The organism is Pseudoalteromonas rubra, from assembly GCF_000238295.3.
Lineage (GTDB): Bacteria > Pseudomonadota > Gammaproteobacteria > Enterobacterales > Alteromonadaceae > Pseudoalteromonas > Pseudoalteromonas rubra.
Map to the genome: position 1 here is coordinate 1,273,034 of NZ_AHCD03000035.1, position 25,763 is coordinate 1,298,796.

General features: G+C 50.3%; 22 protein-coding genes. 20 read left to right on the top strand and 2 right to left on the bottom strand.

Going from position 1 to position 25,763, the window contains the following annotated elements:
• Positions 1-29 precede the first annotated feature (29 nt).
• Positions 30-488 carry a zinc ribbon-containing protein gene (locus PRUB_RS16890; RefSeq protein ID WP_010382634.1) on the bottom strand — a complete coding sequence of 153 codons (459 nt, stop codon included), beginning with the start codon at positions 486-488 and terminating at the stop codon, positions 30-32.
• A 209-nt stretch (positions 489-697) separates the two neighbouring features.
• Here PRUB_RS16890 and leuS point away from each other — a divergent pair, with 209 nt between their 5' ends.
• From leuS to PRUB_RS16965, 15 genes are all read left to right on the top strand, one after another.
• Positions 698-3,286, top strand: a complete 2,589-nt coding sequence (leuS, locus tag PRUB_RS16895; RefSeq protein ID WP_010382635.1) for a leucine--tRNA ligase — start codon at positions 698-700, stop codon at positions 3,284-3,286.
• Positions 3,286-3,819 (top strand): LPS-assembly lipoprotein LptE, encoded by a 534-nt coding sequence (locus tag PRUB_RS16900; RefSeq protein WP_010382636.1) that lies wholly within the window; start codon positions 3,286-3,288, stop codon positions 3,817-3,819. The genes leuS and PRUB_RS16900 overlap by 1 nt, the downstream gene beginning before the upstream one ends.
• Positions 3,819-4,856: a DNA polymerase III subunit delta gene (gene holA, locus PRUB_RS16905; protein ID WP_010382637.1), complete on the top strand. Its 1,038-nt coding sequence runs from the start codon at positions 3,819-3,821 to the stop codon at positions 4,854-4,856. Before PRUB_RS16900 ends, holA begins: the two co-directional genes overlap by 1 nt.
• On the top strand, positions 4,853-5,497 hold the full coding sequence (gene nadD, locus PRUB_RS16910) for a nicotinate-nucleotide adenylyltransferase (protein WP_010382638.1): 645 nt from the start codon (positions 4,853-4,855) through the stop codon (positions 5,495-5,497). The genes holA and nadD overlap by 4 nt, the downstream gene beginning before the upstream one ends.
• A gap of 99 nt (positions 5,498-5,596) precedes the next feature.
• Positions 5,597-5,914, top strand: coding sequence for a ribosome silencing factor (rsfS, locus tag PRUB_RS16915; RefSeq protein ID WP_010382639.1), 318 nt, complete (start codon positions 5,597-5,599; stop codon positions 5,912-5,914).
• Between the two features lies 1 nt (position 5,915).
• Positions 5,916-6,386, top strand: a complete 471-nt coding sequence (gene rlmH / locus PRUB_RS16920) for a 23S rRNA (pseudouridine(1915)-N(3))-methyltransferase RlmH (protein WP_010382641.1) — start codon at positions 5,916-5,918, stop codon at positions 6,384-6,386.
• 8 nt (positions 6,387-6,394) lie between these two features.
• Entirely contained in the window at positions 6,395-8,266 is a 1,872-nt protein-coding gene (gene mrdA, locus PRUB_RS16925; RefSeq protein ID WP_010382643.1) for a penicillin-binding protein 2, read from the top strand.
• Entirely contained in the window at positions 8,263-9,369 is a 1,107-nt protein-coding gene (rodA, locus tag PRUB_RS16930; protein WP_010382644.1) for a rod shape-determining protein RodA, read from the top strand. The genes mrdA and rodA overlap by 4 nt, the downstream gene beginning before the upstream one ends.
• On the top strand, positions 9,369-10,130 hold the full coding sequence (locus PRUB_RS16935; RefSeq protein WP_052026399.1) for a septal ring lytic transglycosylase RlpA family protein: 762 nt from the start codon (positions 9,369-9,371) through the stop codon (positions 10,128-10,130). The genes rodA and PRUB_RS16935 overlap by 1 nt, the downstream gene beginning before the upstream one ends.
• A 53-nt stretch (positions 10,131-10,183) precedes the next feature.
• The gene (locus PRUB_RS16940; RefSeq protein ID WP_040644641.1) at positions 10,184-11,347 is read left to right on the top strand and encodes a serine hydrolase; all 1,164 of its coding nucleotides are present in this window, start codon (positions 10,184-10,186) and stop codon (positions 11,345-11,347) included.
• 140 nt (positions 11,348-11,487) lie between these two features.
• Complete coding sequence (gene ybeD, locus PRUB_RS16945) at positions 11,488-11,766, top strand: DUF493 family protein YbeD (RefSeq protein WP_040644649.1); 279 nt, start codon at positions 11,488-11,490, stop codon at positions 11,764-11,766.
• A gap of 14 nt (positions 11,767-11,780) precedes the next feature.
• Positions 11,781-12,434: a lipoyl(octanoyl) transferase LipB gene (gene lipB / locus PRUB_RS16950; RefSeq protein WP_010382648.1), complete on the top strand. Its 654-nt coding sequence runs from the start codon at positions 11,781-11,783 to the stop codon at positions 12,432-12,434.
• Positions 12,431-13,396, top strand: coding sequence for a lipoyl synthase (gene lipA / locus PRUB_RS16955; RefSeq protein WP_010382649.1), 966 nt, complete (start codon positions 12,431-12,433; stop codon positions 13,394-13,396). Before lipB ends, lipA begins: the two co-directional genes overlap by 4 nt.
• Before the next feature lie 434 nt (positions 13,397-13,830).
• Positions 13,831-15,075, top strand: a complete 1,245-nt coding sequence (locus PRUB_RS16960; RefSeq protein WP_010382650.1) for a class I SAM-dependent methyltransferase — start codon at positions 13,831-13,833, stop codon at positions 15,073-15,075.
• 81 nt (positions 15,076-15,156) lie between these two features.
• Positions 15,157-15,867, top strand: a complete 711-nt coding sequence (locus PRUB_RS16965; RefSeq protein ID WP_010382652.1) for an autoinducer binding domain-containing protein — start codon at positions 15,157-15,159, stop codon at positions 15,865-15,867.
• Between the two features lie 42 nt (positions 15,868-15,909).
• On the opposite strand, the gene PRUB_RS16970 is transcribed toward PRUB_RS16965, so the two are convergent.
• Positions 15,910-18,267, bottom strand: a complete 2,358-nt coding sequence (locus PRUB_RS16970) for an SH3 domain-containing protein (RefSeq protein WP_010382653.1) — start codon at positions 18,265-18,267, stop codon at positions 15,910-15,912.
• A gap of 137 nt (positions 18,268-18,404) precedes the next feature.
• Between PRUB_RS16970 and PRUB_RS16975 the strand changes: the two genes are divergently transcribed.
• The 5 genes from PRUB_RS16975 to PRUB_RS16995 form a co-directional block, all read left to right on the top strand.
• Positions 18,405-19,163 carry a complement resistance protein TraT gene (locus PRUB_RS16975; protein WP_010382654.1) on the top strand — a complete coding sequence of 253 codons (759 nt, stop codon included), beginning with the start codon at positions 18,405-18,407 and terminating at the stop codon, positions 19,161-19,163.
• 132 nt (positions 19,164-19,295) lie between these two features.
• Complete coding sequence (gene csm6 / locus PRUB_RS16980; RefSeq protein ID WP_010382655.1) at positions 19,296-20,315, top strand: CRISPR-associated ring nuclease Csm6; 1,020 nt, start codon at positions 19,296-19,298, stop codon at positions 20,313-20,315.
• 9 nt (positions 20,316-20,324) lie between these two features.
• Positions 20,325-21,545 (top strand): CRISPR-associated protein Csx16, encoded by a 1,221-nt coding sequence (csx16, locus tag PRUB_RS16985; RefSeq protein WP_010382656.1) that lies wholly within the window; start codon positions 20,325-20,327, stop codon positions 21,543-21,545.
• A gap of 194 nt (positions 21,546-21,739) precedes the next feature.
• A complete protein-coding gene (csm6, locus tag PRUB_RS16990; RefSeq protein ID WP_010382657.1) occupies positions 21,740-23,005 on the top strand; it encodes a CRISPR-associated ring nuclease Csm6 in 1,266 nt (421 codons plus the stop codon).
• 2,186 nt (positions 23,006-25,191) lie between these two features.
• A partial coding sequence (locus tag PRUB_RS16995; protein WP_479687549.1) for a transposase occupies positions 25,192-25,763 on the top strand: 572 nt, incomplete at its 3' end.

The following is a 25,763-nucleotide window of genomic DNA, read 5'->3' on the forward strand; positions in this document are numbered from 1 at the left end:
CCGCACGACACGCGCGTGCAGGGCTGTGATTAAGGGGTAAGTGCCTTACGAGCAAACTCACCGTGCCCACATTCGCTGCACGACGGAATTTCCAACGCATAATAGACATTCGTTTTATGGCCGCAATTTTTACACACTAATTGCCCCAATGCTATCCATTCCCCTTGTTTGTAAATGCCATCATGTTGAAAGTCCTGCACTAATGCCTGCCATTCAAGCTGAGTTCGATCTTCCAGCTGAGCCAATTCATACATTACGCTGGCCTTGAGCTCTTCCCAGGCCACATCATCGTAATGGTCTTTGTGTTCACTCAGGTGCGCCAGATCACGCTTAAGAAAATAGCGATAATCTGCCAGCTTGTCTTTTGACAGCTGCTTTACTGCCTCCTGGGCATCCATAAACTCTCTGAGCAATTTTTTAAGCTCGTGCTCTTTGACGTCTTTCAGCCATAATGAAAAGTCATCCAGCCAGCGCTTGTAATCCGCCATGTTTGCCTCCCGACTCACGCTATTTCGCAGCCTATTTTCTATGTCTACTTGTCAGTATAGTTCAGCTAACGTCACAGTCCTGAAACAAATCACCATCGCAGCACCCATTTGCGCTCATAATTCCGCTTTGAAGCGCTGTGATCAGCGCGTTTTTTCGGGTATGCTATCGGCAATTTTCTAATTAGTTTGCAAGAAGTCTGGAAACGTCAATGCAAGAGCAATACAACCCGCAAGAAATCGAACCTAAAGTTCAGTCCCATTGGGAACAAAATAACAGCTTCAAAGTTGTTGAAGACGAATCAAAAGAAAAATACTACTGTCTGTCTATGTTCCCTTACCCAAGTGGTCGCCTCCACATGGGTCACGTTCGTAACTACACCATCGGTGATGTGGTCTCGCGTTTCCAACGACTCCAGGGCAAAAATGTGATGCAACCTATGGGTTGGGACGCATTCGGCCTGCCTGCGGAAAATGCCGCCATCAAGAACAACACAGCGCCAGCAAAGTGGACTTACGAGAACATTGATTACATGCGTAACCAATTAAAGCTGCTTGGCTTTGGTTATGACTGGGATCGTGAAATCGCTACCTGTCACCCGGATTACTACAAGTGGGAACAATGGTTCTTCACTAAACTGTACGAAAAGGGGTTAGTTTACAAAAAAATGTCCACGGTAAACTGGGATCCAGTTGACCAGACAGTACTGGCCAATGAACAGGTTATCGATGGTCGCGGCTGGCGTTCAGGTGCCATCGTTGAGCAAAAAGAAATTCCACAGTGGTTTATTAAAATCACCGACTACGCGCAGGAACTATTGGACGACCTGGACCAGCTTGAACACTGGCCTGAGCAAGTAAAAACCATGCAGCGTAACTGGATCGGTCGCTCGGAAGGTCTGGAAATCGACTTTAAGCGCGCCGACAACGATGAGCAGTTCACCGTTTACACCACACGCCCGGATACCTTTATGGGTGTGACTTACGTTGCTGTGGCGGCCGGACACCCGATTGCCCAGGAAGCAGCGCAAAACAACGCAGACATCGCTGCGTTTGTTGAAGAGTGCAAAAATACCAAAGTTGCTGAAGCCGACATGGCCACCATGGATAAAAAAGGCATCGCGACCGGTTTCTACGCTATCCACCCGCTCACTGGTAAGCAAGTGCCTATCTGGGTTGCTAACTTTGTTCTGATGGATTACGGCTCAGGTGCCGTGATGGCCGTACCAGGTCACGATCAGCGTGACTATGAATTTGCCAGCGCCTACGGCCTGGAAATCAAACAAGTAATTGCCCCGGCAGCTGACAGCGAACTACAAGCTGATTTAAATGAAGCGGCGTTTACCGAAAAAGGCGTGCTAATCAACTCTGGTGAGTTCGATGGCCTGAAATTTGAAGAAGCCTTCAATGCCATCGCTGAAAAGCTGGAAGGTATGAATGCGGGTAAGCGCAAAGTGAACTTCCGTCTGCGTGACTGGGGTGTAAGCCGTCAGCGCTATTGGGGTTCACCAATCCCAATGCTGAATAAAGCAGATGGCAGCGAGCTGGCTGCCAGCGAAGACATGCTGCCAGTACGTCTGCCAGAAGACGTCGTGATGGACGGTGTTACTTCACCAATTAAATCCGATCCTGAGTGGGCCAAGGCCACCGTCAATGGTGAGCAGGTATTCCACGAAACCGATACCTTTGACACCTTTATGGAGTCATCCTGGTACTACGCGCGCTACTGTAGCCCACGTTACGACGAAGGCATGCTGGAGCCAGGCGCAGCTAACTACTGGCTGCCGGTAAACCAATACATTGGCGGTATTGAGCACGCGATCCTTCACCTGTTGTATGCACGCTTCTTCCACAAACTACTGCGCGATTTTGGTCTGGTGAATTCAAGTGAGCCATTTGAGCGCCTGCTGTGTCAGGGCATGGTATTGGCTGAAACTTACTACCGCAAAGATGAAAAAGGCGGTGACATCTGGATTTCACCAACCGACGTAGAAATCGAAACCGACGACAAGGGCCGCATCACTAAAGCCTGGCACAAAGACGATGGTGAGCCGGTATTCTCTGCGGGCATGAGCAAGATGTCTAAGTCAAAGAACAATGGTATCGACCCGCAAATCGTTATCAAACAGTACGGTGCCGATACCGTACGCTTGTTTATGATGTTCACGGCACCACCAGAACAGACGCTGGAATGGTCTGACTCAGGTGTAGAAGGGGCCCACCGCTTCTTGCGCCGGGTCTGGAAATTTGCCGTAGACGTTAAGGCAGCAGGTACCGCTGAGCTGGATCTGAACGCCTTGAACAGTGCACAAAAGACGTTACGTCGAGAAATCCATAAAGCAATTGCTAAAGTAACGGATGACGTTGAGCGCCGTCAGACTTTCAACACTGCTATCGCTGCCATCATGGAGCTGTCAAATAAGCTGGCCAAAGCGCCACTGAAAGACGCTCAGGACATTGCACTGGCCAACGAAGCACTGGAAGCCATGATCATCATGCTAGCCCCTATCACACCTCACTTGTCACACGAGCTGTGGGAACAGCTTGGCAAGCAAGGCGACATTCTCGATGCTCGCTGGCCTCAGGTTGACGCCGCAGCCCTGGTAGAAGACGAGAAGCTGATCGTGGTACAGGTCAATGGTAAACTGCGTACTAAGCTGACCGTGGCGGCAGACGCAACCCAGGAGCAAATTGAAGCTCTGGCTTTTGCCGATGAAAACGTGCTGAAGTTTACCGAGGGTAAAACCATACGTAAGAAAATCTACGTACCGGGTAAACTGTTCAATGTGGTAGCCAACTAATGGCTGCCCTGCTGAATACCCCTTTATTCAGTATGACAAGGCGCTGGCATGGTTTCATGCTGGCGTTGTTTGCCTGTGTGGCGCTGTCAGGATGTGGCTTTCAGCTAAAGAAAGCTTCGTACCTGCCTGATGACCTCAGGGTCCTGTATCTGAGTGGCACCGACAGTAAGTCAGCGCTTTACTCAAGCCTGAAACAGGCTCTGAGACGCGCCCAGGTTGAGCTGCTGCCCTCTCCCAAGCTGGGTAATGGTCAGGATGCCGTAGAATTACACCTGTATCGTGATTCCCTTGAACGCCAGACACTGAGCCTGTTCAAAAATGGTCAGGTGGCACAATATGAGCTGGCTTATAGCGTCCGCTATCGCCTCACGCGCCCTGGGTTTGAACCTATCGAACAGGAATTTGAACTGTACCGCAACTATCAGGATGATCCGGACAATGCCCTGGGTAAAGCGCAGGAACGTGAAATCATCCTTAGCGAGTTACGTGAACTTGCCAGTCGCCGTATTATTCGCGAATTATCTCAACTCTGATGCGTTGTTATGCCAATCAATTAGCAGGCCAGCTTAAACAGGGCCTGCATCCGTTTTATCTGATCTTTGGTGAAGAACCTTTCCAGGAAGCCCAATGCGTTACCTCAGTACGCCAGGTGGCTAAACGCCAGGGCTTTGATGAAGTGATCAAATTCAGCCTGCTGCCCGGTTTTGACTGGCAGGAGCTGGTCAATCAGTACAACAGTATGTCGCTGTTCAGCGCCCAGACACTGATTGAATTCGATCTTAATCAGCAAAAACCACCCACCCAGGCCGTGGCCATCTTAAAAGAGCTGGCAGCCAACCCGAATCCGGATGTGATTTTAATCCTCAAGGGGGCCAAGGCCTCGCAGGATATTCAGCGTAGCGCCTGGTTTAAAGCGCTGGATAAGCAAGGTTTGTTTGTGCCCTGCTATGCTCTCACCGGCTACCACCTGCAACGCTGGCTTGACGATGAGTGCAAGCGGCTCAAGCTGAACCTCAATAATGATGCCAAACGCAGCCTGTTGCAGGCGACTGAAGGCAACCTGCTGGCAACCCATCAGGAGCTGGAAAAGCTATCTCTGCTGTATAAAAATGCCCCCATTGATCAGGAAAAACTGCTTAGTGGCCTGCTCAATCAGGCTAAGTTTGACATCTTTGACTTAAACGATGGGCTACTACGTGGCAACCCACGTACATTAATTAAAGTGTTGAATAAACTGGCTCACGATAATGTTGAGCCTGCCAGCATTGCCTGGACGCTACACAACCAGGCCCAGCTGTTGCTCAACCTTAAACACTTAATACAAGCGGGCACACCGACGCCGGACGCATTCAAAAAACACAATGTATGGAAAAATCAGCAGCAGAGCACCCAGCAAGCCTTGGATCGACTGAACACCGCGCAACTGGAACAGTTGCTCGTGCTGCTGGCCGAATTCGATTCCGCTTATAAGCGCAATATTCTGGTTGCGCCTTACCAGGCGTTAGCACACATTGCGCTGAGCTTTTGCCAGTCTCTGCCTTTTTCTCTGCCTTACGAGGAACTGGCATGATAGCAGTGTTCGGCGGTACCTTTGATCCTGTGCATCTGGGTCATATCAATATGGCCACACAGTGCATGGCGGCACTCAAGCTGTCCGAGCTGCGGTTTATCCCCAATGCTGTACCGGTGCACAAACAAGGCCCAGCCATCAGTACCACAGACAGGCTGGCCATGTTACAGCTGGCCACCGCGCATGACTCCAGATTCACCATTGACCAAAGGGAACTCGAACGGGATACCCCTTCGTACTCTTTGCTCACGCTGGAAGAACTCAAAGCTGAGTATCCTGATCAGGCCCTGGTGTTTTTAATGGGCATGGACTCGTTTAATAGCCTGGACAAATGGTATCGCTGGCAGGATATCGTGTCGTTATGTCATATTGTGGTGTATCAGCGCCCGGGCGACGCCTTTGCCCCGTCAGCGGCGTTACAGATTTACCTAAAACAAGCACACTGTACTGAGCCTGAGCAACTCAGCACACAACCTGCTGGCCTGTGTTATTTTTTGCCAGGTCAACCATTTGAGGCTGCGTCCAGTACCATCAGAAATGCGATAAAACAACGCCAAGCCGTTGAACCTTGGCTGAATAATACAGTCCTAGAGTATATTCAGGCACATCAATTGTACCTAAGCAGTAGCAACAATACTTAGCCCGGACAGCAGAGGATAGACAACCTCAGTCACAGACTTGAGTTTCCCCCTGCTAACCGTGTTACAATTGCCGCTTATTTGTAGCAAAGAGACAGAGATTTGGATTCAAAACAATTACTAGATTTTGCATTAGACAAAGTCGACGACATGAAAGCCCGCGATATCGTTCACCTCGATGTAAGAAATACCTCTTCCGTCACCGATTACATGGTTATTTGCTCTGGTAACTCCAAGCGCCATGTGCAGTCGATTGCCGACCATGTGGCCAAAGAAGCCCGTCATGCCGGTGAAACCCCGTTAGGCCATGAGGGTCAGGATACAGGTGAATGGGTACTGGTTGATTTAGGCGATGTAATTGTTCACGTCATGCAAGACCAGACACGTGACTTCTATGACCTAGAGAAGCTCTGGGGTTAATGTGAAGATCCAGCTAATCGCAGTCGGTACAAAAATGCCTGGTTGGGTAGAAACTGGCTTCAAAGAATACCAGCGGCGTTTCCCTAAGGATATGCCGCTGGAGCTTATCGAGATTTCGGCGGGTAAACGCGGCAAAAACGCCGACATCAAGCGTATTTTGCAGCAGGAAGGTGAAAAAACCCTGGCAGCCATTCCCAAGGGCAACCGCATCGTGACGCTGGAAGTAACAGGTAAACCCTGGGACACGCACCAGCTTGCCAGCAATATGGAAAAGTGGCAGCTTGATGGCCGCGATGTCAGTTTGTTAATTGGCGGACCCGAAGGCTTAGCGCCGGAATGTATCGCCGCCTCGGAGCAAAAATGGTCGCTGTCTAATCTGACATTGCCTCACCCACTGGTGCGCATTGTGGTAGCTGAAAGCCTCTATCGAGGCTGGAGTTTGAATAACAACCATCCTTACCACAGGGAATAATCGCCATTATGCTCAATCACAGGCCGACGATCCGCGATCACAGCGCAGAAGCAAACCTGTTTGCGCGTCGCGCCTTTATTGGCTTTGTCTTCGTGGTTACCCTGATAGGTATGCTGCTACACAACGTGTACAAGTTGCAGGTGACGGAGCACGAAACCTACCAGACCCGCTCCAACGATAACCGCATCAAAGTCATCCCGGTCGCACCAAACCGGGGGCTGATCTACGACCGTAACGGCATCATTCTGGCTGAAAACCGCCCGGTTTATAACCTGGAAGTCATCCCCGAAGACGTGGACGATCTCGAAACAGCGCTCACCCAGGTACGTGAGCTTATCGACATCAGCGACCAACAGGTCGAAGAGTTTCGTAAAGACATTCGTCACAATCGTCGCTTTAAAAGCCAGATCCTGAAAGGCCGTCTGAATGAGCAAGAAGTGGCCACGTTTTCCGTTAATCAGCACAAATTTCCCGGCTTCAGTATTGAGGCCCGGCTGGCACGCTATTACCCTTACGGTGATACCCTCACGCACGCGCTGGGGTATGTTGCCAAGCTGAATAAAAAAGAACTCGCCGAGCTGGAATCAGAAGGCAATGCCAGCAACTATCGCGCAACCCGGGATATCGGCAAACTGGGCATTGAGAAGTTCTATGAATCTCGCCTGCATGGCGTGGTCGGCTCACAACGCGTCGAAGTCAACAATCGCGGCCGTATCATTCGCACCCTAGGCGTGGAACCGCCACAGCCCGGTGACGACCTGGTCCTCACCATGGATATTGGTTTGCAACAAATTGCCCAGAAAGAGCTCGAAGGTGTGCGTGGCGCCATTGTTGTGCTCGACCCTAAAGATGGCGGCGTACTGGCCATGTACTCTAACCCCAGCTATGACCCCAACTTATTTGTTCATGGCATCAGCAGTAAAAAATACCGTGAATTACTCAATCCCGACAGGCCCCTGATCAACCGGGTCACGCAGGGTCGCTATGCACCCGCTTCCACAGTTAAACCGCATTTAGCCATCCTGGCATTGGAAGAAGGGCTGGTCACAGAACAAACTAAACTCTGGGATCCGGGCTTTTTTCAGATCCCCAATGTTGACCACCGCTGGCGTGACTGGAAACGCTGGGGACATGGCCACGTTGACGTCTACAAAGCCATCGAAGAGTCGTGTGACACCTATTTTTACCATACTGCTTACCAGCTGGGGATCACCAAGATCAGTAACTTTATGAGCCAGTTTGGCTTTGGTGATTTATCGGGCATAGATATCCATGAAGAAACCTCTGCCATTATGCCCACCACCGACTGGAAGCGTCAGCGTTTCAGAGAAAACTGGTGGCCTGGCGACACCATTTCGGTTGGTATTGGCCAGGGCTACTGGACCGCAACCCCAATCCAAATCGCCAACGCAGTGTCTATTTTGGTTAACAAGGGGGCACACAGACCGCCGCATCTTGCACAAGTTGCCCGTCATGACAATGAAGTTACCCAAATGTACATCGATGAGAAACCCCCCGTGGTGTTAGAGAATCCTGATCACTGGCGCATTGCCCTCGAAGCAATGCACAACACGGTCTACAAAACCACAGGCACGGCGCATAAAGCGTTTAAGGGAGCAACTTACGATCCAGCCGGTAAAACCGGTACGGCACAGATCGTCAGTATCGCTCAGGGTGAAAAATACGATGCGGAGAAGCTACAGGAAAGACACCGCGACAACGCCATTTATACCGGCTTTGCCCCTTACAACGACCCACGTATTGTGGTTGCCATTGTGGTCGAAAACCAGGGCGGTGGTTCTGCTATCGCAGCTCCGATAGCCCGGCGCCTGATGGACTATTATTTTGCCACCTACCCCAGTGACACGGAGGGACAATGAGCCCCTTGAATCAACAACGCACAATCTGGCAACGGTTGCATATCGACCTGCCACTGTTGCTTGCCATGCTGGCCATGATGCTCGGTAGTATCACCATAGTCTACAGTGCCAGCGGCCAGGATATGGACATGGTGGTGCGCCACAGCAAACGCATGTTTGCCGCCTTTGCCGCTATGCTCATTGTGGCACAACTATCTCCCAACACCTTAAAAAGGCTGGTGTTTCCCATGTATACCATCGGCCTGCTGATGCTGGTTGCTGTGTTGTTTGTCGGGGTCAGTAGTAAAGGTGCGCAACGCTGGCTGGATCTGGGCATTACCCGCTTTCAGCCGTCCGAAATCATGAAGGTCGCTGTGCCTATGATGGTTGCCTGGTACATTGGCCGCCACCATATGCCACCACGCTTTATCCATATTATTGTTGGCTTTGCCATGGTGCTGGTGCCGACTTTGCTGATCAAAGAGCAGCCCGACCTGGGTACGTCTATCCTGATCGCCAGCTCGGGGATTTTTGTACTGTTTCTTGGCGGGCTCAGCTGGAAGCTGATCGGCTCCGGTGTTCTGCTGGCCATTCCGGGTGGATTTGCCCTGTGGCATTTTGGTATGCACGCCTATCAAAAGCAGCGAGTACTGACCTTTTTAGACCCTGAAAGTGACCCGCTGGGGTCAGGCTATCACATCATACAATCAAAAATCGCCATCGGTTCAGGTGGTATTGAGGGCAAGGGCTGGCTGCAAGGTACGCAGTCCCAGCTGGAATTTCTGCCGGAGCGTCATACTGACTTCATTTTTTCCGTGTTAAGTGAAGAATTCGGACTGACGGGTGTGGTGATATTGCTCAGCCTGTACCTGTTTATTATTGGCCGCGGACTGTATGTTGCCGTGAATGCGCAAGATGCCTTTAGTAAGCTACTGGCCGGCGCGCTGACACTGACCTTTTTCGTATATATTTTTGTTAATATCGGCATGGTTTCGGGCCTGCTCCCCGTTGTCGGGGTGCCATTGCCACTGATCAGTTACGGCGGCACCTCCATGGTGACCCTGATGGCCGGGTTTGGCATTATCATGTCGATAGCCACAGATAAGAGGATGTTATTGAAGTGATCAAGAGGACGTTTAAACAAGCCGCACTACTGGGTTTTGTTGTTGTATTAAGCGCCTGTAGCAGTCGCTATCATGTGAAACAGGACAAAGCCCCCGTGCGTGCGCCTACCGAGCTGGAAATGCAGGATGCGCTGGTGACCAGCGAAGCCAAAAGTGTCAGCGCAGGTCGCCCGTACGAGGTTTTGGGCAAACGCTACACGCCTATGTCGGATGAAAAAGGCTATCAGGCTGAAGGCACCGCATCCTGGTACGGACGCAAGTTTCACGGCTACTACACCTCGAATGGTGAAGTATTCAACATGTTCGATATGACCGCCGCGCACAAAACGCTGCCGTTACCGAGCTTTGTTCGGGTCACCAATGTTGAAAATGGTAAAAGTGCGGTAGTACGCGTCAATGATCGGGGACCTTTTCATGAGGACCGCCTGATTGACTTATCTTATGCTGCGGCCTATAAGCTGGGCTTTCATCATCAGGGTACAGCACAGGTTAAGATTGAGGCCATTACCATAGCGCGCGATACGCCCAGGCTAACCTATGTGCAGGTGGCCGCTGCCAGCAACATCGAAAATGTGCAGACACTGGCCAGCACTTTGTCGCAGCAATTTCAGCTCGACACGCCCATTGCCTTTGAGGACAACTTATACAAGCTAAGATTAGGCCCGATCACCGACGATAACACGGCGCAGCAGCTCTTAGAGACATTGCGCCAGGGGGAATTTAATCGCGCCTTCTTGCTTTACACTGAACATGAACTTTAAAATGTTCAGTAATGACTTTAAACATGCCGATCAACAACCAAAAAGCGAGCATAATGACAGTTTTCAAACCTAAATTTATTAAACACTTAGTGGGTGCCGTGTGTTCGTTCACCCTGTTTTCGGCCAGCGCGCAGATCTTGCCGTCGCCGCCTCAGGTCAGTGCTAAGGGTTATTTCCTGGTCGACTTTACCACAGGTAAGGTCATTGCCGAGGGTAACCCGGACACCAAACTGGCACCGGCCAGTCTGACCAAGATGATGACCAGCTATGTGATTGGTACTGAGCTGTTAGCCGGTAATATCTCCAATGACGACATGGTTACCGTGAGTGAAAAAGCCTGGGCAAAGAACTTCCCGGAATCTTCGAAGATGTTCATCGAAGTAGGTAAACAGGTCAGCGTTAAAGACCTGAACTATGGTGTGATCATCCAATCGGGTAACGATGCTTGTGTGGCCATGGCTGAACATATCGCGGGCAGTGAAAGCGCCTTCACCGATCTGATGAACGCCCATGCCGAAAAACTGGGGATGAGCAATTCGCACTTTGCCAATAGTCATGGTCTGGACAGCACTGAGCAGTTCACCACTCCACGAGATATGGCAACCCTGGGTGCCGCACTGATCCGTGACGTGCCAGAAGAATACGCCATCTACAAAGAGAAATCGTTCACCTTTAATGGTATCAAGCAATACAACCGTAACTCGCTACTGTGGGATGCCAGCCTGGACGTCGACGGGATTAAAACCGGTCACACCTCAGAAGCCGGCTACAGCCTGGTGACTTCTGCAACCAAAGGCGACATGCGTCTGATTGCCGTGGTTATGGGCACAGCAAGCGAACGCGCACGTAAAGTCGAGAGTAAAAAGCTCCTGAACTACGGGTTCCGTTTCTTCGAAACCATCACACCTTATAAAGCAGGCGACAGCTTTGCCGACCAGCGCATCTGGATGGGTAACAAAGAAACCGTATCACTGGGTATTGCCCAGGATACACCGATCACCATTCCACGTGGTCAGCGTAAAAACCTCAAAGCCCACTTCGAGCTGGACAAAACCCTCGAAGCACCACTGGCGAAAGGCAGCAAGGTCGGTACTTTATTCTTGCAACTGGAAGGGGAAGACATCGCTCAGTACCCACTGGTTACACTTGAAGAAGTGGAAGAAGGTAGCTTCTTCAGCAAGATTTACGACTACTTACGTTTACAGATCATGCAATAACCCCGGTTTTAGTGGGTTTATAATCCAGGACGCCTCCCACCGGAGGCGTTTTTTTTTGCCGCAAAAATGCTAGAATGCCCGCCAAGATATGTAGTGTGCCAGGGTCTGTTCAGACCCAGCCAAGTAGTGAGGATACCATTGTGGTAACACCTGTAAAAAATACTAAGTTTGACGAGTACTTAGAGTTCCCTTGCCCGTTTACCTTCAAGATCATGGGTCTGGCGAACGTCAACCTGACCGATCAGGTTGTGGCAAAGATGCAAACTTTGGCACCCGGTGACTATGCGCCAAAGACCAAGCCTAGCAGCAAAGGCAACTACGAGTCCGTCACTTTAGTTGCCACTGTCACGTCAAAAGAGCACATTGAGCAAATCTATACCGAGATAGGCTCGCTGCCAGACGTCAGATACGTGCTATAAGGCGCAAGCGAGATATGAGCAACCGCAGTATCATAGTTCGTCAACTGGGCCGTCAGGCTTATGAGCCAATCTGGCAAAAAATGCAGTCGTTTACCGACACCCGTGATGATGACAGCCCGGATGAGATCTGGCTGGTTGAGCACGAGCCGGTATTTACTCAGGGCCAGGCAGGCAAAGCCGAGCACCTGTTAGCACCCGGTGACATTCCTGTCGTCAAGGTCGATCGGGGTGGTCAGGTAACCTACCATGGCCCAGGCCAGCAGATGATGTATGTGCTGTTTAATCTGCGCCGGCTAAAGATTGGTGTACGCGAGCTGGTGACCTGGCTTGAAGAAACCATCATAGACATGCTTCAGGAACACGGCATTGAGGCCTATGCCAAGCCAGATGCCCCGGGCGTCTATGTCAATGATGCCAAAATCGCATCGTTAGGGCTGCGGGTCCGTCGAGGTTGCTCGTTTCATGGTCTGGCGCTAAACGTCAACATGGATATGAGTCCATTTTTACGCATCAACCCGTGCGGCTATGCCGGCATGGAAATGGTGCAAACCAGTCAACTTAATGGCCCAGCTACGCTTATCGAAGCGGGCAATGGCCTGGTAAAACATATGCTCAAGCGCCTCGCGGCCGAGCAGGTTATACACACCCAGGGGTTTGAAAACGAATGAGTAAACCAGTGAAAATTGAGCCAGGGGTAAAGCTCCGCGACGCAGAAAAAATGGCGTTGATCCCGGTTAAAGTAATGCCGACCGAGCGTGATGAAATGCTCCGTAAACCGGACTGGCTGAAGATCCGTCTGCCTAAATCCAGCGAGCGTATCGATGGCATTAAACAGGCAATGCGTAAACACGGCCTGCACTCCGTCTGTGAAGAAGCCTCATGCCCTAACCTGTCTGAGTGTTTTAACCACGGTACTGCCACCTTTATGATTTTGGGTGCCATTTGTACTCGTCGTTGCCCATTCTGTGACGTCGCACATGGTCGCCCGCTGAAGCCAGATGCCGCAGAGCCGGAAAAACTGGCGCTGACTATCAAAGACATGAAGCTGAAATACGTGGTGATCACCTCGGTTGACCGTGATGATTTGCGTGACGGCGGTGCACAGCACTTTGCAGACTGTATTCGTGAAATCCGCAAACACAATCCGGGTATTACCATTGAGATCCTGGTACCGGATTTCCGCGGCCGGATGGACCGCGCACTGGAGATCTTAACCGAGACGCCGCCGGATGTGTTTAACCACAACCTTGAAACCGCACCACGTCTGTACAAAATGGCGCGCCCGGGTGCTGACTACAAATGGTCACTGGAACTGTTGCGTCGCTTTAAAGAAGCGCACCCTGAGGTGAAAACCAAGTCTGGCCTGATGGTTGGTCTGGGCGAAGAAATGCCAGAAATCGAAGAAGTACTGCGCGACCTGCGTGAGCACAACGTCGACATGCTGACCGTTGGTCAATACCTGGCACCATCTAAGCACCACCTGCCGGTCAAACGCTATGTGCCACCCGCAGAGTTCGATGCGCTGAAAGAATACGCCGACGAAATTGGCTTCAGCCATGCCGCCTGTGGTCCGTTCGTTCGCTCCAGCTACCATGCTGATCAGCAAGCTGCGGGTAAAGAAGTGAAGTAATACTTCATACTACGAAAGAAAAACGCGACCTGAGTGTCGCGTTTTTTTATGCTCGCCTTTTTATACCCGCCTCTGCCCAAACAAGCTTGTCTAAGACGAACAAAAAACAACCAAAATACGCTTTTTTCTATTTTCTTTAAATTAATTTTCGCCCTTGTACCCACAAAATCAGGCCATTTAACAAGCTTGTTTTAGCGCTTCTCTGCGAAACAGCACAGGCTGATACTTACCCTCGTTAAAAGAATAATCTAACCATCTGATTTTAAATAATTAAATTAACGTCATTCCTGCCCACCAAGCCCCCCTTAAAAGGTACACACACAAGCTTGTCTCCTCTGAAGCCAATCGCTCGCTTCGATATTCTTCATCCCGAGCTTGAGTTCGAATTCATTTAATAAACCTGATGAGCGCTCATCACAATTGAGGAAATTGTGATGAAAATCAAAAAAGTATACGTTGAAGAATTAATTACGACTAAGCAAATTAATCCCGGCTTAGAACTGCTTAACAAGCAGTATGACAAACGACTTAAGGATGCCAAACACACAGTGAAGAGCATTCGAAAAAACAAGATCCGCTTCTTTGGCTGTTTTCTGGGCAAAAGACTGATCGCAGTGTTTGGCTTGATACATCATTTCAGTATCCGGGAAAGCCAGTATGGACATTTGTTTGGCGAGGATGAGCATGCACTCAGATATGTTGCAACCGTAGGTCAGCTGGCATCTATAAACCAGATCCGACCAAATACGCTGTACAGTATTTTATTCGATACGGCACAACGACTGGGGATAAGCAAGCTTTATGCAATAATAACTGAGCATGAACCTTTCTATACTGATAATTTGAATGCTACAATTCATAAACAAAACTGCGACATACATGTGGGTTCTGACGTTCCAGTGACGGCAATTAGTATGGATTGCCAGGCGCTGGGCAAAGACACAGCCAGATTTATCCGCCGCAGCCCGAGTGCCACATTTAAATACTATGAAGGAAACATGGTGACGTTAGTCAGAGAAACATGCAACAGTGATGCTGTCTGGGGCCCCTATCAGCGCTCCTTTACTGAAATCATTACCAGCGTGCAACAAGAGGTGTATCTGGATATCGCTAAACAACTCGACGGCCCGGTGCTGGACGTTGGCTGCGGACCTGCCAACTTGCTTAAATTTATACCGGACAAACGCCTGGAGTACCACGGCGTGGATCAAAACCCATTAATGGTGTTAGGTGCACAAACGCGGATCAACGAGTTGGGATTTACCCAGGCCAGTGCAGAGCATGGGCGGACAGAGCAGTTTTATGTATCGGGCTTTGGTGTTAAAACCATATGCTCTATCAACAGTTTATATGCTTCGCAGTTCCCCTATGAGCAGCTTAAGCACTTGGCCAACCAGCTAAAAAAAGGCGGTACTTTATGGCTGGTAAACCCAAACCCGAACATGACAGAAGAAAAAATGGCCCAGTTGCTGGCAAATGAAAGAGGTCGCTGGGGACAGCACCCCTTGTTCGATGAATTTTGCAATAAAAACATCGAACTCGTTAAGACCTTCAACGCACACTTTTTCCCCCTGGAAGACTTGTGTAACTGGTTAACGTCATTAGGATTAGAGATTAAAGCTCAGAGCAGTGACTACTTCGCTGGCGCAGTCAACCTGATCCAGGCAGTCAAACAATAAGACCAAACCGGGCGGCCCTGCCGCCCTTTTTCAGATCGGATGTTAGTTTTGAAACAAGGCACGTTTTTACAAGACCTCCTCATGGCAACAGACACGCAAACGTGTCTTCAAAAGTTCTCTGAAGCAATCAGACAATTTGGCTTTGAATCTGGCTTTTATTGTTTTGTGCCCAATTCCGTGCTTCATCCTGACGCAGAAAATCAGCCCATTATAGAAATGACCGATCCGGCCAGAGCCAACTTTTTGCATCATTACAGTGCCGAGAATCTGGTTGCCAATGACTTTATTTTTCATGCGGCCTTGTCTGGTCATCGCGATCCACTCCCCTGGTGGCATGAGGCCCAAAGCAGGGAGGTCAGTGCTGTTGAACGCAATGTCATTGAGGTGCCCCGTTATGACTACGATATACAAAACGGACTGACAATCCCGGTTATGCAAGATCAACGCGGCTTTGCCTGCGTGACCGTTTTCTCCGATCTCAGCGATAGCCGCTTTACGCTTTTCCTTAACGAAGACCTCAACAGTCTCACCCTGCTGGCCAATGCTCTGCATGCTAAGTTGTTTTCAGACAATCAGTTTATGACCACGTTGTTCAACCGGATAGTCTCAATCAACCCGACAGAGCAGCAAGTGTTTCGCCACCTGATCTCGGGTAAACCAATGAAGCAGATCGAGGATCACACTGGGATCAGCTACCGCTATGCCACTAAGGTGCTTGATAAGTTTCGCAAAAAACATGGCAATATCAGTAAAGATCAGCTGCTCTACAGCCTTGGTCATTTTTTCTTTTAGGCCTACTCAGTCACAGGCCTATGCCGAGGTGTGAGTCATACCTCATTGGCTATAGCTGTGTACCGTTTCACGCCCAACCCATCCCGTTTTTGAGCGACACTCACCAGATAATACCCGCACCTGGTGCCAGCTCGATTCTGTATCCAGTATCTCAACCTCGCTGCCCGCCAGAGCATAGCAAACTGGCTCCGCGGTGAACTCGGCCTTATCCAGCAGCAAGCTCACGCCACTTGCCGGGTTAGCCAGATAGATGTCTGACCCGCTGCAATTTTGCTGCTCAGGTAAATACAGCCCTTCAAACCAGACCCAGTACAGTGTCTGCTCACCGTCTTCTTCGTCAATGGCAATTTGATACCAGCCAGGGATCGGAACTGTGCTATCTTCACTGACAACCCGGGTCAGGGCCGCCTCAGTGCCAGCTTCCAGCTCAACATAGAACTCAGAGGACAAGTCTGGCACCTCGTAGGCCTTGATCTTACTGCGACTCAAGGACTTCTCAGGGTGGTCGCCCACAATCACCCTATCGCGGCATAACTCGCTCACACTGACCAAAAAGCTCAGTTCCGGCAAAAAACCTGGCTGGTAAAACGTATACAACTGTTGCTGCTCTGCCTTCAGCGCAGCAGTGTTAATGCCAATCTCCAGCATTGACGATGACGCATCAAATGCGACAGTCTCCGGCGTATAAGGTGTTAGTGACGCCGCTTCATTGTACACTGCAGGTCCGGTGTAGAACGCCAGGTTTAACGCCCCCCCAGCCATCGCCTGAGAATCAATAAACGGCTTAAAGCTGTCGTCATGCTCCATGATGGTCGTCTGGATCAGCTGCTGAGCGGATTTATCGTTCAATAACTCAGGCTCGCGGGCTTTAAGACTCTGACCCCGATACAGCGCTCTGTGATAGATCTCCTCCTGCCAGTCTTGCGCACCCAGCTCGACACTAACGCGGGCCAGCGCCGTGGCCAAATCTTCACCCAAACGCACCGACATATCGGCATCGACAGCAAAATCAGTATTATCCTCGCCTGCCAGATATTGCTTTAACTGATAGTTATGATTGGCAGCCTGAAGGCGTGAGTGTGCAGAGAACTCGATATCAAGCACCGCAAAAGAGCGTAATAACAGCTTAGGCATAATGTATCCGTTGACCTCAACCGTGGCCTGGGTTGCAAAGCTATCCGGGCTGTTCAGGTTATGTGTAAAACGGCTGCTGAGCGTGGTGGTAACAGGTAAAGTATCGCACTGACTGCCACACTCCACCCCCAGGTGCATCTGGCCAGTCAAATCGAGCTGGTTCACCACATTGATGTCGGCTGTTGCAGAGGCTGCTCCACCCACACCAAATGCCAGCTGAACTCTGGGGCTGATCAGCCTGAGCACAGAAGCATTTAATAACGGGATCTTAAAGGAGCGAGTCAGAAAGTGACATGAAAAATCCCCATCCACCTGACCACTAAGGGTAAACTGGTTGCGAAAACGCAGCCCCAGCTCCCCCAGCAATTCAGCTCTGAAATGGCTGTCCCTGACACGAATAATGGCCCTGAGCGTTTCCTTTTCAACCGAAAAACGGTGTTTTCCCGACCACGAAAATTGCTCTCCGTACGACGATTCACACTGAGTCGAAATGGCCGGAGCAGGTGCGCCCTGCCCTTCGGCTGCAAATTGGGCAGCTCGGTTTTGCAAGTCTGTCGCTTCAAAGGTGATGGTAAACCCCTGGTCATCTTCAACAATCTCAGCATCGTCGCCAAATGCCTCGCGCAGTATCGTCTTGTCCAGTTCAAATGCCACTTCATCCTGGTAGTCCAGGTTTTCAAAGGCGTCGCTCAGCGGTACGGCATCGAGCACGACCTGATCGCCGGATTGTTCTGTTTGCTGCGCCACCCGACCCAGAAAGGGGGTTTCCCCCAGATTCACCCACAGCTCGCCCGGTGTTGCCTCTAAGCCAGCCGTTGTATTAATCACAATTTTCCCCTGAGTGTCCTGATGCAACACCTCCGTGACGGCATCGTCCTCAATCACCTGAACATCGGGGTTGAAGCCATAACTATGCACCTGAATCGACGACGAACGCACTTGCCCCCAGTAGGCAACAACGCTGGCGATGCCCGTGCCGCCCAAGCTGGTAATGGTACCAGTGTCATCAACCGCAATCAGCGTCTCATCTGAGACCTCATAGCTCAGCGCCACGTCCGTCATTGGCTTGCCTTGCGCATCGTACACGTTGAATTCAAGCGCGGCGGTCTGATCCGCATAGTGCAGCTGGACCTCGGTGTGCGCTGGCGCTATCTGCGCGACCTGCTGAGCCACTTTGTCTGCTGGCTGCTGCGCCTCGGGTTGCTCACCTGAGCCACCACACCCCACCAGCATGCACAACAGCAATGCACTTAACCCCTGTTTCATATTCACCCCACGGTTTGGTTAAAGCACCATGATGAAACAGATGACTCAAAGCTCAAGGGTAGAAATTTCTACCCTGTTCAGATTTTGTTGAGCGATCCACAATCATTCCTGAAATCAACAAACACCAAGAGGGAATCATGGAAACCTTAAACACATCACCTAATTTTAGTGTGCCTCGTGTACTTACTTATGTCTTTACTTTACTGGTACTGTCCCAGCTGGCGGCCTGCTCAGCCATGCAAACGGCGGTAAAAAAACGCGACCTGCGAGTTGAAACCAAAATGAGCGACTCGATATTTCTCGACCCGGTCGGCAGTGACAAACGCACCGTCTTTTTACAGCTGCGCAATACCTCAGATAAGCAACAGCTCAGTATTGCTGAAGAAGTGCGCAGCGCCATCAGCAGTAAGGGCTACAAAATTGTCTCAGATCCCGATAAAGCCCACTTCTGGATCCAGGCCAATATTTTAAAAGCGGGCAGAACCACGGCAGATGAGTCCCGAGGGATCCTTGCACAAGGATACGGCGGCGCGTTGGCAGGTGCCATGGTGGGGGCGCAATTTGGCAGTGGAAGTGGGCAAGCTACGGCCAGTCTTTTGGGCGCCACCGCAGGCTTTGTCGCCGATGCCATGGTGGAGGATGTGTATTACAACATAGTCACCGATTTGCAGGTCTCTGAGCGCGCCAAACAGGGCGTGGCTGTACAGGAAAATAACCAGGCGAAGCTCAAACAAGGTAATTCAGGCTACAAAGCGGTGACCTCCAATGAGGTGACCGATCGCAAAAAATATCAGACCCGCGTGATCTCAACTGCGAACAAAATGAACCTGGAATTTGACGAAGCCCGCCCCAAGCTTATTGAAGGGTTAGCTAACTCTATCTCAGGACTACTCTGATAACCAAATAAACCAAGAGTTTATGTCCCTAAGCCGTACGCTGACTCCATGTAGTGCGGCTTATTTCACAACAATAATAACGTTTGCTCCGCAATGTTTTGCAGCACAAAAACATCAAACAGGAGATTTGATATGAAACAACTACTGCTGGTTGTCGCCGATACCAACATTAAGCTGATCGCGCAAACACTCAGTGCACTCAGACACCGAGGACAACACATAGACACGCTAAAAGTGATCACCACCCTGCGAGGCTATCATGCCCTTCACGAAGCCGCATCCGATGGTGCACTGGCTGACCAACTGCAACTTGGCCCGGTTGAATTTGACCTGGCTGACATACAAGTGATCAGCGACGAACACGGACAGGCAATGAGTGAGCCCACCACCGCAGCTCAGCATGATGCTATGGCCGATTTCATCACCCGTGCTATTCAAAGCGAATGCACCATAGCAAGCCAGCAGGTACACGCTTCTCTGAGCGGCGCACGCAAAACGCTGACCTTTTTTATGGGTTATGCCATGAGCCTGTTTGCCCGCCTTGGTGACACGCTCAGTCATATATTGCCGGGCAATACGGGCGACCCGGCCCCCGCTTTAGTCACCATACCGTTTGTTCGTATGCGCGATGAACTGCCGGCCGCTTTGTTAGACCAGCAGACGAGTTATCAGGACGTGGTTGAAAGCCTGAACACAGTCAAAAATGAACATCCGTTAGAACTTATCCCCCAGGCGCACAGCGTCCGGCTCGGTGACCTCATCACCCGGCTAAGACCCATAGATCTGACCTTTTATATTTGGTTTATCAAACAGCAAAGGCAGCAACAGGGGAGCGTGCGGGCACCCGTTCGCAATCAGCCCGATCCAGAGTATGCCAATACATTTATTGCGCAATACCGAACCCTGGTTGACTGGCTCAGGGCAGATGAAGTGGAAGCTGAATTGAGAGCCAAAACGTTTTGTCACGACACTGGCTTTGGCATGGATGCCAACTTTTTTTCGGAGCGTAAATCGCGGATAAAGCGCAGCTTTTTATGTGGTTTTGGTAAACAAATTAGCGAGCAAATTGCCATCACACACTGTGCCAAACAAGGTCATCACCGGCTATACAAAGTGCCTCTGTCTTTATCACGCATTGTCACCCAGTCTTAGGAGTTTGCTATGAATTACTTTGTCAGCCGTCATGCCGGGGCAATTGCCTGGGCAGAGCAGCACCTGTCCATCGACCATTTTCTGACCCACCTGGTGCCGGATATGCTGGTAGCGGGTGACAAAGTCTACGGTACGTTGCCCGTGCACCTGGTTGCTCAAATTAACCTCAGAGGCGCCGAGTATTACCACTTAACACTGGACCTGCCGGAACATTTACGTGGTCAGGAACTCAGTGCCAAAGAACTGGAACGGTTTGCCGCCCGGGTGCAGCTATATCGGGTCTGCGATCCTTACTCATTCTGGTATCAAAAACACCTACTCAAGATCCGGCAGACACTAAGAACGCTATCCCAGAACGTACAGCGCTTTTGCCTGCAATCGCTATCAGTGCGACGTTTAATCGCCTTTGCGTTTGCCATGATCTCGCTGATCTGCATCGCCTGGCTGGGCGATCAGAGCTACTTTTTGTATCAGCAACTGACCAACCCAGACACCACAACGGCATTCGACAATCAGGCCAGTATAGTGAGCCTGATCATCTTACTGATAAGCTCGGCCCTGAGCGCCTATCTGGGGTTCAGTTTTGTCAAAGTGCGCCACCTGAACAGAACCCATGCCCTGCCAAGGTGCGAGGCGTTGATCCTCACCGCTTCGCCTCTGGGCGGCGGATACCGGCTGACGTTTAATGCCAGGCAGTGCGAGCTGTCACATCCGGACGGTGCAGAACCCTTAACACTGACCTCAAACCTGGCAAATGACATTGAGGCCATAACCCGGTTTAAAACCCAACACGGGATCAGAGCCCCCTTTAACTGGCAGCAGGCCCTGCGCGCAATACTGGCACACCACCCGACACTCCGTCATGTGGTGCTGATCTGCTCAGAACAACTGCACTTCAGCCAGGATGGTAAGACACCTCATGCCGAACTGTTGGCGGAGCTGTTACAGCACTATGTGGACCGCGAACACTGTCAGGTTGAAGTCGCCAGAGGGCGCTTAGATAAAGACTCCATTGCCAGTTATTACACTGAGATTGAACACCAGATCAACCGCTTGCAGGCACTTGGCATATCGGAGCGCGCAATCTGTATTGATAACACTGCGGGCCAGGTACCCGCGAGCATGGGCGCCTGTCTGGCCACGTTACACAACCAATGTCATATCCAGTACTTTAACAACCAGGGTGTGACACAGAACTACCAGGTTACGTTTAAACAAATCGACGCCTAGGAGGGCCATTGCAAACCCCAATCGGATGGCGGATACTCGCTTAGCCCCTGCACAGCGTTGCCATGACGCAGGCAGATGGTGATACTTTGCCAGCTCCGTTAAAAGGAGATTAATGCCCCTGATATTGTAATGACGTATTACGCCAAATGAGGGATATGCAATGCCACCAGGCAAACACAAGAGAAGGAAACACCATGACGCATCCAACCAGTACCACACTGCTGGCCGTTACCGGACTGGCACCCCAGGTGATCACTGAAACCCTGTACGGGATAGCGCAAAGCCAGCTCGACTGGCCACACAAGATTGTGATCATCACCACCAAAAAGGGAAAACAGGCCGCTATCAAGGGCCTGCTCACCCCACAGCCAGATGGCACGCCGGGCCAGCTTAAACAGTTATGTGACGAACTTGGTAAACCCCCGGTTTACCTGACTGAAGACAACATACTGGCCGTATCGGATGCGGATAAGCAGGCGATGGACGACACCCGTAGCGAAGCCGACCAGCAGGCACTGGCCAATTTTATTGTTAAAGAAGTCGCGAAGCTGTGCAGCGATCCGGACACCCGGCTGCATACCTCTATTGCAGGCGGACGTAAAACCATGACCTTTTATCTGGGCTACGCTATGAGTATTTTTGGCCGCCCCTTTGACCGGCTCAGCCATGTACTGGTGTCAGAACAATACGAATACCTGCCCGACTTTTACTTTCCCACCAGCGCATCAAAACTGATTGAAAACCGCAATGGCGAGCAGTTCGACTGCCGGGATGCACAAGTCACCCTCTCGGAAATCCCGTTCGTCAGCCTGCGCAGCCTGTTCTCGCCTGCGCAGATCCAGCTGTTTAATGATATGGACTATGCCGATCTGGTAGCTCAGGTACAACTGGCCACTAATCCGGACAGCATCAACCTGACGCTTTATGCACACTTCAACGATGCGTGTTTAATGATCAATGATTTTGAAGTCGACTTTAGTGACAACCTGATGGAATACGTCTTCTTACTGATGTGTGCACGTCAGGGAGAACAAAGCGAGATAAAACGCCCCTCAGCGGTCAATATCAAAGCAGATCCAGAGCTGCCGCAAAAACTGGCTGACAACTTTTTGAAAGCACTGGCATTGTTTGTCACCGACACAGACTATCGTGACAGCATGTCACGTGCCAACAAAGTAAACGCACTCACTCAAAATGACGCCGTCTGCAAACACTTTACCCACAAAACGCTGAATGATTTAGTAAACAAGGGCATGACACTCTCCATGTTCGACAGTCGCAGAAACGATTTAAAAACCATACTGCAACGCCAGCTGCCAATGACACTGGTTAATATCATTCTGCCACACCCAAATACCGATAGCGGCGGCGAAACCTCAGAAAAGCGTACCCAGGGTAGCTTCTATCGCATCCCCCTCCATCATTATCGGATCCGAATAGAAACCAAGGCGCGTTATTAACCAACAATATCCACACACTTACATATCTGCCAAAACCACACATACCGGCCGCGCGCCGGTATACCTGGTCAGCAAACAGCAGCTCCCTCAAAAAATGCACTAACCCAAAGCTAAATCATCGCTATCACCAGATCGAATCGCTGTTTTTGATGGTGCCTCACGTTCAAATGAGTCTTAATCCCCTGTCAAACGGGGAGTGTCCAACCAGTTTTTTTCTTTGGATATGGAAGTAGTTTGGTGTATGTCTTAATCCCCTATCAACCGGGGAGCGTCCAACCAGAGAATACAGGCTATTCAAGGAAGATGGGAAGGGTCTTAATCCCCTATCAAACGGGGAGTATCCAATAGCCTGTTCAAATGCCATTCCAAGTGGCACTTTTAGTCTTAATCCCCTCTCGCGCGGGGGTGCAGTTAAACAGTTCAATAATGTGCACATTGATTCGTCCATGAAGCGCCAAGTGGCGCGTTCGCGAGAATCGGCGTCCATTGCCTCGCGCTTACACCTGGGAATATCAAACTGTAGGTAACAACCGTAGCCTCTTTGGCTTCTTGTCTTAATCCCCTATCAAACGGGAAGCATCCAACCGAGTTACTCCATAAATGGAGGAACTTTCCAAAAGTCTTAATCCCCTATCAAACGGGGAGTATCCAGTAGGTCAATAATGTGCACATTGATTCGTCCATGAAGCGCTAACCTGTTCGGCCATCCAAGGCCTCACCTTCGAGTCTGAAAAAGCGGTGCTTTTTCCGGGCGACTCTCAGCCTATCAAACGGGGAGTATCCAAACACGTAGACGGGTGCCAAGGTGCTTACACAGCTTTTGTCTCAATCCCCTCTCGTGCGGGGAATACAGCGGCCTACTCTAGAGCCCTTATAACACGAGCCCATAAACAGACTTTGCGCTAACCTCCCAGGATTTTCGCGAGAACCACAGGTCAGCGCAAACAGAGTTATCTGAAGGTAGATTCCGCATCAAGTGCGGAATGACAATGAGTGGTTAGCAAGCACAGTGTAAAAAGCTGGATAGTCAAATGGGGAGTGTCCAAACGTTAACCATAAAGCCTGTAATCGTTGATCTTAAGTTCTTAATCCCCTACCAACTGGGGAGCGTCCAAAAGGTCAGTAATGTGCACATTGATTCATCCATGAAGCGCTAACCTGTTCGGCCATCCAAGACCTCACCTTCGAGCCTGAAAAAGCAGTGCTTTTTCCGGGCGCCTCTCAGCCTATCAAACGGGGAGTATCCAAACCCTTACTTTCAGAGGCCTTGCCAGCCGTGGGCTCGGACAGTGGATAAATCGCTAGTATCGTCCAGTTTGTCAGTCAGTACCAATTGCCAAACCTGAGTACTGAACCAAATACCCCAACTCTGTCATATCGGACTTGATCCGGTATCTGCTTATAGGCTAGTGAGTGATTGGTTGAGACTGCCAGTCTAATCACAACGCAATTTACGAGTTGCTTGCAAGTAGATTCTGCAGCAAGTGCACAATGGCGATGAATGGTTGGTCATAACTGTTCACAAAAATAGATAGTTAAGCGGGGTGTATTCAAACCGTAGGCGCATCAGCTGAAAAACAACTTCAGTTATGTCTTAATCCCCTATCAAACGGGGAGTATCCAAACAAATGTCACGTTGGCATCACTCAGTAGGTGTTTTGTCTTAATCCCCTCTCGCGCAGGGAACGCAGCCATTGCTAAATCTGGCGTTTGATCACTTTGAGCCGTCTCAATCCCCTCTCGCGCGGGGAATGCAGTTAAACAGTTCAATAATGTGCAAGTAATTCATCCATGAAGCGCTAAGTGGCGCGTTCGCCAGAATCGGCGTCCGTTATCTCACGCTTACACCTAAAAAAGCGGTGCTTCTTCCAGGCGGCTCTCAGCGTATCAAACGGGGAGCGTCCAAACTTGAGCCCTTAGGAGAATTCACACATATTCTTTTTGTCTTAATCCCCTATTAAACGGGGAGTATCCAAACGATAACCCAGAGCTTGTATTACACTCTATCTCGTCTTAATCCCCTATCAAACGGGGAGTATCCAAGCATGTCTCCGTACTTTTTAATTCAGGTTTATTTGTCTTAACCCCCTATCAAGGACGAAATGACAGACACCCAACCAAAAACTTGTCTGTCATACTCCCCTCGCCTATGCTTTTCATCTGCTCCAAGGATAAGGACGAAGCAAATGCCAGCGGCACGGAAAAGCCAGGTCAGTTTAGTTGACACAAAATACTACCATTGCATCTCTCGCTGCGTAAGACGTGCCTTTTTATGCGGCGAAGACCCATTAACAGGCCAATCTTATGAACATCGCCGAAGATGGGTTGAAGAAAAACTACTTCTGCTGGCACGTATTTTCTGCATTGATATCTGTGCTTACGCTGTGATGAGCAACCATACTCACATTGTTATGTATGTTGATGACACAAAAGCCAATCGACTATCTGACAAAGCAATCGCTATCCGATGGCACAAGTTGTTTAAGGGAAACTGGCTGACACACAAATTCGTGGAAGGTAACGAACTCACCCCGTCAGAACGCATTATGCTCGACGATATTATCGACAAATACCGCGAAAGACTTGCAAGCATCAGCTGGTTTATGCGCGTACTCAACGAAGACATTGCCCGCCGAGCCAATAAAGAAGATGGCTGTACAGGTCGGTTCTGGGAAGGCCGATTCAAGTCCCAAGCATTGCTCGATGAAGCTGCCCTTGCCGCCTGCATGGCCTATGTTGACCTCAACCCTATTCGGGC

What these genes read in the sequence shown, in the direction of transcription:
- PRUB_RS16890 (WP_010382634.1), bottom strand. Translation starts at nt 488, where the DNA reads ATGGCGGATTACAAGCGCTGGCTGGATGACTTTTCATTATGGCTGAAA.
- leuS (WP_010382635.1), top strand. Translation starts at nt 698, where the DNA reads ATGCAAGAGCAATACAACCCGCAAGAAATCGAACCTAAAGTTCAGTCC.
- PRUB_RS16900 (WP_010382636.1), top strand. Translation starts at nt 3,286, where the DNA reads ATGGCTGCCCTGCTGAATACCCCTTTATTCAGTATGACAAGGCGCTGG.
- holA (WP_010382637.1), top strand. Translation starts at nt 3,819, where the DNA reads ATGCGTTGTTATGCCAATCAATTAGCAGGCCAGCTTAAACAGGGCCTG.
- nadD (WP_010382638.1), top strand. Translation starts at nt 4,853, where the DNA reads ATGATAGCAGTGTTCGGCGGTACCTTTGATCCTGTGCATCTGGGTCAT.
- mrdA (WP_010382643.1), top strand. Translation starts at nt 6,395, where the DNA reads ATGCTCAATCACAGGCCGACGATCCGCGATCACAGCGCAGAAGCAAAC.
- rodA (WP_010382644.1), top strand. Translation starts at nt 8,263, where the DNA reads ATGAGCCCCTTGAATCAACAACGCACAATCTGGCAACGGTTGCATATC.
- PRUB_RS16940 (WP_040644641.1), top strand. Translation starts at nt 10,184, where the DNA reads ATGACAGTTTTCAAACCTAAATTTATTAAACACTTAGTGGGTGCCGTG.
- lipB (WP_010382648.1), top strand. Translation starts at nt 11,781, where the DNA reads ATGAGCAACCGCAGTATCATAGTTCGTCAACTGGGCCGTCAGGCTTAT.
- lipA (WP_010382649.1), top strand. Translation starts at nt 12,431, where the DNA reads ATGAGTAAACCAGTGAAAATTGAGCCAGGGGTAAAGCTCCGCGACGCA.
- PRUB_RS16960 (WP_010382650.1), top strand. Translation starts at nt 13,831, where the DNA reads ATGAAAATCAAAAAAGTATACGTTGAAGAATTAATTACGACTAAGCAA.
- PRUB_RS16965 (WP_010382652.1), top strand. Translation starts at nt 15,157, where the DNA reads ATGGCAACAGACACGCAAACGTGTCTTCAAAAGTTCTCTGAAGCAATC.
- PRUB_RS16970 (WP_010382653.1), bottom strand. Translation starts at nt 18,267, where the DNA reads ATGAAACAGGGGTTAAGTGCATTGCTGTTGTGCATGCTGGTGGGGTGT.
- PRUB_RS16975 (WP_010382654.1), top strand. Translation starts at nt 18,405, where the DNA reads ATGGAAACCTTAAACACATCACCTAATTTTAGTGTGCCTCGTGTACTT.
- csm6 (WP_010382655.1), top strand. Translation starts at nt 19,296, where the DNA reads ATGAAACAACTACTGCTGGTTGTCGCCGATACCAACATTAAGCTGATC.
- csx16 (WP_010382656.1), top strand. Translation starts at nt 20,325, where the DNA reads ATGAATTACTTTGTCAGCCGTCATGCCGGGGCAATTGCCTGGGCAGAG.
- csm6 (WP_010382657.1), top strand. Translation starts at nt 21,740, where the DNA reads ATGACGCATCCAACCAGTACCACACTGCTGGCCGTTACCGGACTGGCA.